This window comes from Flavobacterium sp. NPDC079362 (genome assembly GCF_050267765.1).
Classification (GTDB): Bacteria; Bacteroidota; Bacteroidia; order Flavobacteriales; family Flavobacteriaceae; genus Flavobacterium; species Flavobacterium azizsancarii.
Genome location: NZ_JBNNFM010000029.1, coordinates 12,629 through 25,757 on the forward strand (window position 1 = coordinate 12,629; position 13,129 = coordinate 25,757).

Annotated in this window: 14 protein-coding genes; 11 read left to right on the plus strand and 3 right to left on the minus strand. The window is 33.3% G+C overall.

What is annotated here, in order from left to right; genetic code table 11:
* Positions 1 to 67: 67 nt before the first annotated feature.
* Positions 68 to 853, minus strand: coding sequence for a tetratricopeptide repeat protein (locus ACQKCJ_RS19630; protein ID WP_271337435.1), 786 nt, complete (start codon positions 851 to 853; stop codon positions 68 to 70).
* 390 nt (positions 854 to 1,243) lie between these two features.
* Between ACQKCJ_RS19630 and recF the strand changes: the two genes are divergently transcribed.
* The 10 genes from recF to ACQKCJ_RS19680 all read left to right on the plus strand — a co-directional run bounded on the left by recF (position 1,244) and on the right by ACQKCJ_RS19680 (position 9,908).
* Positions 1,244 to 2,326 carry a DNA replication/repair protein RecF gene (gene recF, locus ACQKCJ_RS19635; RefSeq protein WP_271337434.1) on the plus strand — a complete coding sequence of 361 codons (1,083 nt, stop codon included), beginning with the start codon at positions 1,244 to 1,246 and terminating at the stop codon, positions 2,324 to 2,326.
* 307 nt (positions 2,327 to 2,633) lie between these two features.
* Positions 2,634 to 3,332 carry a thioredoxin domain-containing protein gene (locus ACQKCJ_RS19640; protein WP_427402753.1) on the plus strand — a complete coding sequence of 233 codons (699 nt, stop codon included), beginning with the start codon at positions 2,634 to 2,636 and terminating at the stop codon, positions 3,330 to 3,332.
* Positions 3,333 to 3,342: 10 nt separating this feature from the next.
* Positions 3,343 to 4,020, plus strand: a complete 678-nt coding sequence (locus ACQKCJ_RS19645) for a DUF2461 domain-containing protein (protein ID WP_427402754.1) — start codon at positions 3,343 to 3,345, stop codon at positions 4,018 to 4,020.
* A gap of 254 nt (positions 4,021 to 4,274) precedes the next feature.
* Positions 4,275 to 5,288 (plus strand): UDP-N-acetylmuramate dehydrogenase, encoded by a 1,014-nt coding sequence (gene murB, locus ACQKCJ_RS19650; RefSeq protein WP_271337431.1) that lies wholly within the window; start codon positions 4,275 to 4,277, stop codon positions 5,286 to 5,288.
* Between the two features lie 146 nt (positions 5,289 to 5,434).
* Positions 5,435 to 5,902: a GNAT family N-acetyltransferase gene (locus tag ACQKCJ_RS19655; protein ID WP_271337430.1), complete on the plus strand. Its 468-nt coding sequence runs from the start codon at positions 5,435 to 5,437 to the stop codon at positions 5,900 to 5,902.
* Between the two features lie 2 nt (positions 5,903 to 5,904).
* Positions 5,905 to 6,519 carry an FMN-binding negative transcriptional regulator gene (locus ACQKCJ_RS19660; protein ID WP_271337429.1) on the plus strand — a complete coding sequence of 205 codons (615 nt, stop codon included), beginning with the start codon at positions 5,905 to 5,907 and terminating at the stop codon, positions 6,517 to 6,519.
* Positions 6,520 to 6,602: 83 nt separating this feature from the next.
* Complete coding sequence (locus tag ACQKCJ_RS19665; protein WP_271337428.1) at positions 6,603 to 7,709, plus strand: glycosyltransferase; 1,107 nt, start codon at positions 6,603 to 6,605, stop codon at positions 7,707 to 7,709.
* Positions 7,700 to 8,251 carry an RNA polymerase sigma factor gene (locus ACQKCJ_RS19670; RefSeq protein ID WP_271337427.1) on the plus strand — a complete coding sequence of 184 codons (552 nt, stop codon included), beginning with the start codon at positions 7,700 to 7,702 and terminating at the stop codon, positions 8,249 to 8,251. The genes ACQKCJ_RS19665 and ACQKCJ_RS19670 overlap by 10 nt, the downstream gene beginning before the upstream one ends.
* Positions 8,252 to 8,407: 156 nt before the next feature.
* Positions 8,408 to 9,229 (plus strand): energy transducer TonB, encoded by an 822-nt coding sequence (locus tag ACQKCJ_RS19675; protein ID WP_271337426.1) that lies wholly within the window; start codon positions 8,408 to 8,410, stop codon positions 9,227 to 9,229.
* A 298-nt stretch (positions 9,230 to 9,527) separates the two neighbouring features.
* The gene (locus tag ACQKCJ_RS19680; protein ID WP_271337425.1) at positions 9,528 to 9,908 is read left to right on the plus strand and encodes a PH domain-containing protein; all 381 of its coding nucleotides are present in this window, start codon (positions 9,528 to 9,530) and stop codon (positions 9,906 to 9,908) included.
* A gap of 67 nt (positions 9,909 to 9,975) precedes the next feature.
* Here the strand turns inward: ACQKCJ_RS19680 and ACQKCJ_RS19685 are convergent, their stop codons facing one another.
* Complete coding sequence (locus ACQKCJ_RS19685) at positions 9,976 to 10,857, minus strand: M48 family metalloprotease (RefSeq protein ID WP_271337424.1); 882 nt, start codon at positions 10,855 to 10,857, stop codon at positions 9,976 to 9,978.
* A 209-nt stretch (positions 10,858 to 11,066) separates the two neighbouring features.
* Positions 11,067 to 11,936, minus strand: a complete 870-nt coding sequence (locus tag ACQKCJ_RS19690) for a M48 family metalloprotease (protein ID WP_427402755.1) — start codon at positions 11,934 to 11,936, stop codon at positions 11,067 to 11,069.
* A 281-nt stretch (positions 11,937 to 12,217) separates the two neighbouring features.
* Here ACQKCJ_RS19690 and lipA point away from each other — a divergent pair, with 281 nt between their 5' ends.
* Positions 12,218 to 13,084, plus strand: a complete 867-nt coding sequence (gene lipA / locus ACQKCJ_RS19695) for a lipoyl synthase (RefSeq protein WP_271337422.1) — start codon at positions 12,218 to 12,220, stop codon at positions 13,082 to 13,084.
* The last annotated feature ends 45 nt before the right edge of the window (positions 13,085 to 13,129 follow it).

Consider the following 13,129-nt stretch of genomic DNA (forward strand, 5'->3'; position numbering starts at 1 on the left):
ATTTCAGATTCTGAAATACAAATCTACAATCTTAAATCTAAAATTTTAAATCTAAAATCAAATATTTTTATTGTGCTAATCCAATCAATACATCTACAGAAGCAGCTTCTGGTGTTGCATCGTAGTTTTCTTTGATATCTGTTAAATATTTCAACGCATCTTCTTTTTGACCTAGAGCCAATGCTGTTTTACCAGCTTTTAATAAGAAACGAGGAGTTGTGAAATCATTTTTATTAGATTCAGCAGCTTTTACATAGTAGTCCAAAGCTTCTTTTTGTTGGTTTTTTTGAGAATAAGCATCTCCAATTGCACCAATTGCCAAAGCATTAACGATAGCTTCTTTTGATTTGAATTTTCCTAAATATTTGATTGCATCATCAAATTTACCAATATTCAAAGAAGCAATACCAGCATAATAGTTAGCTAAATTTCCTGCATCAGTTCCAGAATATTCATCAGCAATTTTTACGAATCCAAATTTACCTTCAGAACCATTCAATGCTAATTTGTATAGTGAATCACTTGCCACACCATTAGTCGCTTTATCAAAATTTTGTTGAGCAACAAACATTTCGCTTGCAGCTTCATCTTGCTTAGGAGCTTCTACAAATTTTTGGTAAGCCAAATATCCAATAGTAGCAACTGCAATACCGGCAACTAAACCAATAATGATTTTTTGATTTTTAGCAACCCAATCCTCCGTTTTTGAAGCAGTTTCATCTAGTTTAGAAAAAACCTCAGCTGTTTTGCTGTTTTTTCCATCAAGAATTACTTGTTGTTCTTCATTCACAACCTCTTCTTTAACTTCCTTTTCCTTTGGTGCCTTATATCCTCTTTTATTGTAAGTAGCCATTTAAAATTTAATTTAGTGAACGGCAAAAATAAAATTTTTATTGAAACCAACGTAAAAAAAATCAATTTTATATCTATTTTAAAAAAATAATTTACTAAACGGCAACTTCTTCACTCATTTCTACAAAATAATTCATCTTGAAAGAGCCCAAAAGCCTATTATATCGATAATTTTCGATAATTTGCACCCTCAAATTTTTGTTATCCAAAACACGACTTTTCCCGGGCTAAGAACATAATTTTCGCCTAAGATTTCACGAATTCTCGCTGATTAGAGATATATTTTACAAGAAACCCTTTTAAAATCATTCAATCTGCGACATAAAAACACAATCTAACGAGAAAAGTTACATACCGGAACATCAAATTTTATCATTACAGTCCCTGAAAAATGCATTTAAACAAAATTTCTTTATTCAATTATAAAAATTTCTCTGAAGCCAGTTTTGACTTCGACCTCAAAATCAATTGTTTTGTGGGTAAAAACGGCATTGGAAAAACCAATGTGCTTGATGCAATTTATCATTTAGCTTACGGAAAAAGTTATTTTAATCCGTTAGCAGTTCAAAATATCAAACATGGAGAAGAGTTTTTTGTAATTGATGCCGAATTAGAAAAAAATGACAGAACAGAACAAATTGTCTGCAGTTTAAAAAAGGGACAAAAGAAGATTCTAAAAAGAAACGGAAAAGCCTACGATAAGTTCTCAGACCATATTGGATTTATTCCGTTAGTAATTATTTCACCCGCAGATCGTGATTTAATTGTAGAAGGAAGCGAAACACGCCGTAAATTCATGGACAGTGTAATCTCGCAATTAGACTCTACCTATTTGCATCAGCTTATACAATATCAAAAAGTAATCGTACAACGAAATGCTTTACTAAAGTATTTTGCCCTGAACCATACTTTCGACAATGACACCATATCTATATATAATGAGCAACTAAATAGTTTTGGACAATCGATTTTTGAAAAGAGAAAAGACTTTCTCGAACATTTTATACCTATATTTAATGAACACCATAAAACGATAACCGGATCTGAAGAAACGGTGCAATTAGTTTATGAAAGTCATCTGTACGAGAAAGACTTACTAACACTTTTACAGGAAAATATCGGCAAAGATCGTGCATTGCATTATACAAGCGTTGGAATCCATAAAGACGATTTATCTTTTGAGATTGACGCACATCCAATAAAAAAATTCGGATCACAAGGTCAGCAAAAATCTTTTTTGATTGCCTTGAAATTGGCTCAATTTGAGTTTTTGAAAAAACAAAGCGGTGTAAAACCTCTTTTATTATTTGATGATATTTTTGATAAACTGGACGAAACCCGTGTTTCTAAAATTATCGAAATGGTAAACAGTGAAACTTTTGGTCAGCTTTTTATTTCTGACACGCATCCGGAACGAACCGAAGCGATTGTAAAATCGACACATCAGAGTTATAAAATCTTCAATTTAGGGTAGTTTTTTTTCATCTTTAAACTTGAGAAATATTTTCATTAGCCAGCCATTATCAAAAAATAAAAATTCTTAAAATTCAATTTCAAACTAGTTAATTCATGCTCATTCGCGAGATTCGTGGCGAACTTTTTTTCGGCCTTTTATGATACAGAACTTTGACATAAATAAATCAAAGCAAAACACGATGTCCTATTTAAAAATTCGTGCTCATTCGTGAAATTCGTGGCAAACTTTTTTATTTCACTTTCTGTTAAGATTTAAAAATTGAAAAATCATTACTTTAGCATTATTATTTTTAAAATTAAGCCTAATGAAATTCCCAAAAATCTTATTACTAATAGTTTCAGTTCTACTAATTTCCTGTAATGAAAAGAAAACCAATTCTTTTGAACCACTTCATCCAAAAGAATTTGCAGAAAAGATTAAAACCACCGAAAATCCTCAAATCCTGGACGTTCGAACTCCTGATGAATTTGAATCCGACCATATCGATAATGCTAAAAATGTAAATTGGAATAGCGATGATTTTGCTGCAAAAGCAGAATCTTTTGACAAATCTAAACCGGTTTTTGTTTATTGCCTAAGCGGAGGAAGAAGCAAAAAAGCAGCCACAAAACTAAAAGAATTAGGTTTTAGTACTGTCTATGAATTAGAAGGCGGCTTCCTGAATTGGAATGAAGAAGGATTTGGCAAACCTTCGACCGGACAAGTTGGAATGACAATGAATGATTTTAATGATTTACTAAATACAGATAAAAAAGTTTTAATTGATTTTTACGCAGAATGGTGCGGGCCTTGCAAACAAATGGAACCCTATCTTTTGAAAATGCAAAAAGAAATGAGCGATAAAGTAGTTATCATTCGTATTGATGTTGACAAGAACAAAACATTAACTACTCAAATGAAGATTGACCAGCTCCCAACGATTCTTTTATACAACAATAAGGCTGTACAATGGAAAAACACAGGCTTTATCAGCGAAAAAGACTTAAAAAAACAACTGCAATAACACAAAGAATATGCTAACGAAAGAATCATTGCAATTTTTAGACGATTTAAAAAAGAACAACAATAGAGATTGGTTTCACGACAATAAAAAACGATACGAGATTTTCAAGAAAAACTATCAGCAGTTAGTAAGTGATTTTCTGGATGTAATGAAACCTCTTGATCCTTCATTAGAATTGTTAGAAGTTAAAAACTGTACCTTCAGAATCAATCGCGATATTCGATTCTCTAAAGACAAATCGCCATATAAAGCACATTTAGGCGTTTGGATGTCGGGAGGAACCAAAGGTCTAAACCGTTCAGGATATTATGTACACATAGAAAAAGGCGCCAGTTTTATTGCTGGCGGATTTTACTCTCCCGAATCTGATGATTTGAAAAAAGTCCGAAAAGAAATTGCTTTTTTTCACGATGACCTGGAAGCTATTATTGCGGATAAAAACTTCAAGAAAGAATTTGGAAGTTTAGATGTAAACGAAACCAATTCACTTAAAAACCCGCCAAGAGGCTATGAAAAAGATCATCCTGCAATTGAGTTCTTAAAACTAAAAAGTTTCACAGCTACTCAAAAATATGATATTTCTGAAGTGACCCAAAAAGACTTTGTTGCTAAAATGAGCAAAAAACTCATCGCTTTAAAACCTTTGAACGAGTTTATTAATCGAGCTTTAGACACTGATGAATTTTAGCATGCTTGTTCCGCCAAAACCCGAGCGATAACGAAAAGGCAAAGCAAATTCACGACGAAAGAGACAAACATTATAATTGCAACTTTTTAATAAGGCTTTTTTTTTTCACAAAAAGCCACTCTCTCATTTTGACACTTATTTTCAATCTTTTTATTAATTGTTATTTTCCGGAAAATCTACTCAAATAAATTATAATCGTTACTTTTGACCTCAGAATTATCCCGACATTTTGGGATTCAAAAAGCCTTTTATTTATGGAAATCCAATCCAATTTTTCTTTAAAAAAACATAATACTTTTGGCATCGAAGCAAAAGCCAAACAATTTGTTGCCGTTCATTCAGTTAATGAATTAAAAACCATTTTAGAAGAATACAAAAGCGAGAAAAAATTCATTTTAGGAGGCGGAAGCAATATGTTATTAACGAAAGACATTGAGGCTTTGGTAATACATATTGACTTAAAAGGAAAAAAAATCATTAAAGAAGACGATGATTTTGTCTGGGTCGAAAGTCAGGCCGGCGAAACCTGGCACGAATTTGTACTGTGGACAATTGACAACAATTTTGGTGGTTTAGAAAACATGTCTTTAATTCCAGGCAATGTCGGCACAACTCCGGTTCAGAACATTGGAGCTTACGGAACGGAGATCAAAGACACTTTTGTTTCCTGCGAAGCCATGAATATTGAAACTCAGAAAATAAAAACTTTTATAAATGCTGAATGTAACTTTGGATACAGAGAAAGCATCTTCAAAAATGAAGCAAAAGATCAATATATCATTACATCGGTAGTGTACAAACTAACGAAACGCAATCACAAAATCAATATTTCATACGGAGACATTTCAGCTGAATTGGCTAAAAACAATATTACAAATCCAACGTTGAAGGACGTTAGTAATGCTGTAATCTCAATCAGACAAAGTAAATTACCGGATCCTAAAGAATTGGGAAATAGCGGAAGTTTCTTTAAAAATCCGATTCTCTTGAAATCTAATTTCGAAAAAATCCATCAGAAGTTTCCGGAAATGAAATACTACGAAGTGTCCGAAACTGAAGTAAAAGTTCCCGCGGGCTGGCTAATTGAACAAGCCGGTTTTAAAGGAAAACGTTTTGGTGATGCTGGAGTTCATAAAAATCAGGCTTTGGTTTTAGTAAATTACGGAAACGCAACAGGGCAAGAAATTCTGGCAGTTTCGAGAGAGGTTCAAAAAACTGTTTTCGAAAAATTCGGAATTCATATTGAAGCTGAAGTGAATGTGATTTAAAAATACAAATTTTACTAATTTTTACTAATTACCGCTATTGTCAGACTGAGCAGAGTTGAAGCCTTTTAAAACACTAAAACACCTCTCTCGAAGTTTCGGAACCCGATGTATCAAAACCCGAGAACAATTATTTTTTTTTAAGCGTAATGATCGAAACTCCCTCTATAAAAATCGCAAATCCTGATGATGAAAAAGTTCTGGCAATTACAGAAGAATTATCCGAAAATCTTTATCTTCGTTTTGGAAGTGACGGAAAGAATTCTTTTCAGGATTGGCAAAACGACAATTCAAAATTCGTATTTGTTATAGCCGAAATTGAGAATGAGATTGTGGGTTGCGGTGCCATTAGACCAATCGATCAAAATACCGGAGAAGTAAAAAGAATGTATTCGAAATACCCGGGAAAGAAAATCGGACAAACGATTTTAACCTTTTTAGAAGACAAAGCCATAACACTGGATTATACAGATTTGGTTTTAGAAACACGGGTAAAAAATGGCAATGCTATTGAATTTTATCAAAAACAAGGTTATAAAGTAATTCCGAATTACGGAAAATATACAGATCTACCAGAGGCTATTTGTCTGGGAAAATCTTTAAATCAAAATTCATAAAAATGTATACTCCAAAAATATACAAAGACGAAGACCCGGAATCAATCAGAACTTTTTTGAAAGAAAATAGTTTTGGAATCCTGATCAATCAAACTCACGGAAAATTATGTGCAACACATATTCCAATAGAACTAGAAGTTAATGCAGACGGAAAAGAAATTCTGCAAGGGCATCTTTCAAAACTAAATCCACAAGCAGAAGGTTTTGCAGAAAACGATCAGGTATTGGCAGTATTTACTGGTCCGCATAGTTATATTTCGTCTTCCTGGTACGATCATGAAAATGTACCAACCTGGAATTACATAGCCGTACACGTTTATGGGCGAATAAAAATTGTTGATGAAGCCACTTCAATTGAACAGCTTAAAAAATTAGTTGATAAGTACGAGGCCAGTTCAGCAAACCCTGTTCGCGTCGAAGATTTGTCTACAAAAACGATGCGCGAAGCCAGAGGGATTTTTGGCTTTGAAATTGAAATTGATGAAATTCAGGCTACTAAAAAACTATCGCAAAACCGGGACGAGAATAATTATAAAAACATTATTTCGGAATTAGAAAAAACCGAAAACCCTCAGGCTATTGCTGTTGCGAAAGAAATGATGAAATGCCAAAAGTAAATCAGCTTTAGCCATTGAAATTTAGGATTTCATAAGTACATTTGCACTCGCAAGATTCAAAAATTAAAAGACATTAAAATCAGATGCTTACATTCATTTTTTACTTTTTTATTGCTATTGTTGTCGTACAACTTTCTTATTATCTAGGTGTTTTTGGAAAGTTTGCTTTTAGCAAACCTCAAAATATTACTCCAAAGAGAATTCCGGTATCAGTAATAGTTTGTGCGAAAAACGAAGAAGAAAATGTAAAAAAATATATTCCAATATTAGCAGAACAAAATTATCCTGATTTTGAAATTGTTTTGATTGATGATGCTTCAAGCGACGAAACATTAGAGGTTTTTGAGCAATTTGAACAACAATACCCAAACATTCGTTTGGTAAAAGTAAAAAACAATGAGGCTTTCTGGGGTAATAAAAAATATGCTTTAACACTAGGAATCAAAGCATCAAAAAAAGACTATCTACTATTTACAGACGCAAATTGCTATCCAACGTCAAAAGAATGGATTACATCAATGACTTCTCAATTTACAATGAATAAAACAATTGTTCTGGGATATAGTGGCTACGAGAAAATAGAGCGTTCTTTATTGAATAAAATTATTCGTTTTGAAACTGTTTTAACAGCTGTACAATATTTCTCGTGGACAAAACTAGGATTTCCGTACATGGGAGTTGGACGAAATTTGGCGTACAAAAAAGAAGAGTTTTTCAATGTAAACGGATTTATTGAACATATCCAAATTCGCTCGGGCGACGATGATTTGTTTATCAATCAGGCTGCAAACAAAAACAATACGACAATATCATATACACCGGAAAGTTTCACGTACTCTAAACCAAAAGAAACCTACAAAGAATGGTTTACGCAAAAAAGAAGACGTGTTTCTACTACGCAATATTATAAATCATTCGATAAAATACAATTAGGTTTATTCTTTATTTCACAATTATTTTTCTTCATATTAGTAATCCTTTTACTGGCATTCCAATTTCAATGGATTGCTGTACTGGCAATTTTAGCAACACGCTATACAGTTGTCTGGACTATAATTGGGTGTTCTGCAGGAAAATTAAAAGAAAATGACCTTAAAATTTGGTTTCCTATTGTAGAGATAGCGCTTATATTCACGCAAATTAATATCTTTATAACTAATATCTTTTCAAAACCTGTATATTGGAAATAAATTCTAAAATAGAAAAAGCAAAAAAAGGCGATCAAATTGCCTTTACTTTTTTATTAGATTATTTCTGGAATGAAGTGTATGGCTTTATGTTAAAGCGTACCGAAAATGAAACTACTGCCGAAGATATTACCATTGAAACTTTCTCAAAAGCTTTTGATAAAATAGCATCTTACAACCCTGAATTCCAATTCAACACCTGGTTAATTGCTATTGCAAAAAACGTATATATTGATTTATTACGTAAAAAGAAAACCAATCTTTTTATAGAAATTACTGATTCTGAAGATCAGCAGGCTTACAACATTGCCGACCCTACTCCATCTGCAGAAGATGCCTTGATTAAAGAGCAAAATCTTTCACGCTTACTGCAATGCATCAAAGAACTAAAACCACATTATCAGGAAGTAATTCAGCTGCGTTATTTTCAGGAAATGACGTATCAGGAAATCGCACTTAAAATCGATGAACCTTTGAGCAATGTAAAAGTAAAACTACTTAGGGCTAAAAAATTATTAGCAGAAATTATCGAACGTAATAGATAATTTATTATCTTTAGTTAAAGAATAAAATATTATTCGATTTATTCTTAAAAAGATAAATTATCCACACCTTAAAACTACAACAATCCTGTTGTTAGCTAAACCCAAAACCTTACTGCGTATGATTTAAATGTTACTTAACCTTAAAATCCATAAACTATGTCTAAATCAAGTATCTACGAAGCAAGCTGGACCAATCTTGTTTTCGAAAACAAAAATCAGGAGTACGGCGCGTATCAATTACGCCAGGAGAATTCAAAAACCACCATTACTGCTCTATTTATGGGTTTGCTATTATTAGCAGCTTTGGGAAGTGTATCAATTTTAATCAACAAATTTAGGACGGTAGTTCCCGTAGAGGTACCAACTGTTTTTACAGATCCAATGACACCTGTTATTATCGACCGAACTATTGTTCAGCCACAACAAACAGAGCCAATTGCTCCCCCACAACAAAGTACTCCTGCAGCTCCTGTAGTTGGTGTTCAGTTGTCACATCCTATTGTTGCTGCGGTAGATCAGGCAGCTCCTGAAATTGCGACTAACACAAACAATGTCGCCGTAGTAGAAAATCCAGGAGCAGGAACAGGACCTGTTACTAATGCAATACCATCTACTGGCGGAACTGGCGGTGAAGCTGTTACACCTTCAACAAATGAACCTTTAATTCCAGCACTTTTAGACAAAATGCCTGAATTCCCAGGAGGAATGGCAAAGTTTTATACTTATGTAGGAAACAATTTTAACAGACCAGAACTTGATGCCGACAGAACATTAAAAGTATACGTTTCATTCGTAATCGAAAGAGATGGTTCTATCACTGATATTATGGTAAAAAATGATCCTGGTTACGGACTTGGAAAAGAAGCAATAAGAGTACTAAAATCATTAAAAACAAAATGGATTCCGGGAGTATTAGACGGGAAACCGGTTAGAACGGCATACAACCTTCCGATTACAATAAAAACGGAAGCACAATAATAAATATTAAAAAAGCAGAATTTAGGTTCTGCTTTTTTTATGCCTTAACTGCAATGAATAAGAGATTAAGAAAATCAGAAAGCTTTTTTGATCTAGTCAATTAATTTCATGCAAAAGAGCAAACTTTAAAACTTAAAAAAAGAAAACTTTGCGACTTCACTTAATTTGTTTTTCAGAAAGGAAACCCTTAATCTTTTTATCTCTTAATGCTTTAGAAAATCGATATTATTTTTTATTTTAATTACTTTTGCAACACCTTAAAAAGGGAAATAAAAGCTATTAAACTAAAAACTCAAACATGGGAATATTTTCAGCTATTCTAGGCAACGCTGGTTCAGTAAGTCAGGACGATTTACTTAAAAAATACGGACAACTTTTAACGGATAATGAAGAAATCGAAATGGGTTTTAAACTAATCCGCGATACCTTTATCTTTACTAACAAAAGATTAATTCTGGTTGACGTACAAGGAATCACAGGCAGTAAAACCGAGTACAAATCAATTGCATACAAAAGCATTACTCGTTTTAGTGTGGAAACTGCCGGAACTTTTGATCTTGATGCCGAATTGAAAATTTGGGTTTCCAGCGAATTACATCCTAGTATTGTTAAGCAATTCAACAAATCTGTAAATGTGTACGACGTACAAAAAGTATTGGCTTTTCACGTTTTAGGTTAATCTTAAAATAAAAATTCCGATGAATTTCTAAGAAACTCATCGGAATTTATTTTTCTAACAGAAATTATTATTTCTTCTTAGCAGTTGTTTTTTTCGTAGCCGTCGCTTTTTTAGTTGTTGTAGCTTTAGTCGCAACCGGCGCAGTATTTACAATTTTTTGCTGTACATAAGGCTTATACAAACCGTCTTTCTCAGCTCTTTTCTTAGCATCTTCAGCTCTTTGTTTTGAATCCGGGTGCGAGCTCATCATCTGATCAATAAATGATGCTTCGGTTCCTTCACTCATCTTAGCCAAAATTCGGAAAGCAGATTCTTCGGCATTCACATCATAACCATTCTTTTTTAGAAAATTATACGAATACAAATCTGCCTCAGCTTCTTGTTTACGGCTAAATTTACTATCAATAATAGAACTTCCTATTTTCCCTAATTGACTATCTGTAACTGCAGCTAACTTTGTAGATTGTGAAGCCGCCGCATCCATTAAAGCTTCTTTTTTATAAGCCGCTTTTATAGCATCTCTCGAATCATTATTAGCAACGTGACCAATTTCGTGACCAATTACTGCAAGTAACTCATTATCATCCATGATATCCATTAACCCTGAATATACACGTACACTTCCGTCTGCAGTTGCAAAAGCATTTACTTCTTTTAATTTATAAACTTTATAATTTAAAGTATATCCGTCACCAGCAGTATATTTTCCAAATACCCTGTTTAATCTTATAGCATAAGGATCTGTTGCTGCTGCAACTTCGTGCTCAGCATCCATTTTATCCACTGCAGCTTTAGACAATGCTGCCGCATCAGCATTACTAAATGTAAAACCGGTTACACCCTTCTGAACAGCTCCAATAGCTTTATCTCCAAAATTAATCTGCGCATTCATTTTAGTAAAACCAAAAGTGGCAAACAAAACTCCCAATACAATAAATTTCTTTTTCATGTTTTATATTATTACAATTTAACAACAAATGTATTACAATGTTAGTGTATTTCTATTTCAATTAAATCTGTTTTTTAACAAATAAAGGTATAAATTTTAAATGAGCTGTATAACGATATGTAACTATTATTAATAGCACTTGCCACTACAACAAAAAAAAACGACAAATTCTTTGGAGAATCTGCCGTTTTTTTTACTTTATTTAAAAATTACTTCTTTTTTGCGGTTGCTTTTTTAGCGGTTGTTTTTGTTGCTGTTTTCGCTTTTACAGGTGCAGTATTATCAATTTTCTGCTGTACATAAGCTTTATACAAACCCTCTTTTGTTGCTCTTTTTTTAGCATCATCTGCTCTTTTACCAGAATCTGGATGTGAGCTCATCATTTTAGTCATAAAAGAAGATTCAGCTCCTTCACTTAAATTTTGAAGAATCCTAAAAGCTGATTCCACTGCATTCACATCATAACCATTTTTTTTCATAAAATCATACGAAAACGTATCAGCTTGCGACTCTTGTTTTCTACTGTGCTTGCTGTCGATCATTGCGCTTCCTATTTTTCCTAATTGAGATCCTGTTAGAGTCTCTATATTTCCTGATTGTGACGAAGCAGCATCTAATAAAGCCTCTTTTTTGTAAGCTGCTTTAATAGCATCTCTGGTATCGTGATTGACTACATGCCCAATTTCATGTCCAATAACTGCAAGTAATTCGTTATCATCCATAATATTCATTAAACCTGCAAATACACGCACACTTCCATCTGCACAAGCAAAAGCATTGATGTCTTTTACTACGTAAACTTTATAATTTAAATTAACCCCTTCACTAGAAATATGTTTTCCAAATAAACGATTTAATCGAATTGAATAACCATCCTCAGGTCCGGCGACAGGGTTGTTTGCATCCAATTCAGCAACCGATTCCTTAGCCAAAGCTGCAGCATCTGCATCGCTAAAAGTAAACCCTGAAACACCTTTGCCTAAAGCTCCCATAGTTTTATATGAAAGTTTTTGCGCATTCATTTCACTAAAACTAAAAACTGTCAATAAAATCCCCAATACAATAAATCTTTTTCTCATATTTCTTAAACTTAAAATTAACAGCAAAAATACTACGCAATAAATTTTTAATTGCCTTAAGACGATAAATTTATAACAGAATAAGACAGAATTTAAAAAATCAAATTAAAATGTCTAAATCTTAAAAAAGAATAAGAAAACAAACCATATAGCGTATATAAATTTAAATAATTAATATTTCAACTTCATAATTTTAAAAAATAAGATTAAAAGAAACGAAAATTAAATTAGCATCTCCAAATAAACTACATTCCGTATCTTTGTACTTTGAATTTTGATATATGGAAACAGTCATTGAAAATATACCAACCGGAAAACCTAAATGGTTAAAGGTTAAATTACCTATTGGACAAAAATATACTGAACTGCGTGGTTTAGTCGATAAATATAGCCTGAACACCATTTGTACCTCAGGAAGCTGCCCAAATATGGGTGAATGCTGGGGCGAAGGAACGGCGACTTTTATGATTTTAGGAAATGTTTGTACACGTTCCTGCGGATTTTGCGGTGTAAAAACCGGAAGACCTGAAACGGTAGATTGGGATGAACCTGAAAAAGTAGCACGCTCTATAAAAATCATGAACATTAAACACGCTGTAATTACAAGTGTTGATAGAGATGATTTGAAGGATGGCGGATCTATTATCTGGATTGAAACTGTAAAGGCAATTCGAAGAATGAATCCTAATACTACTCTTGAAACTTTAATTCCTGATTTTCAGGGAATCGAAAGAAATCTGGACCGAATTATAGAAGCGAATCCTGAAGTGGTGTCACACAATGTAGAGACGGTTCGCCGTTTAACTCGTGAAGTACGCATTCAGGCTAAATATGACCGTAGCTTAGAAGTGTTGCGTTACCTGAAAGAAAAGGGAATCAACAGAACAAAATCGGGAATCATGTTAGGACTTGGCGAAACTGAAGAGGAAGTTTTTCAGACTATGACAGATTTACGCAATGCAAATGTTGATGTTGTTACTATTGGCCAATACCTGCAGCCAAGTAAAAAACATTTACCTGTAAAAGAGTTCATAACGCCTGATCAATTTGCTATATATGAAAAATTTGGTCTTGAGTTAGGGTTCCGTCATGTCGAAAGCGGACCATTGGTTCGTTCTTCATACAAAGCACAAAAACATATTTTATAAAAAAGTTATTCGTTCAATCGTTTGTTTGTTTAGCCGCCAATGCGA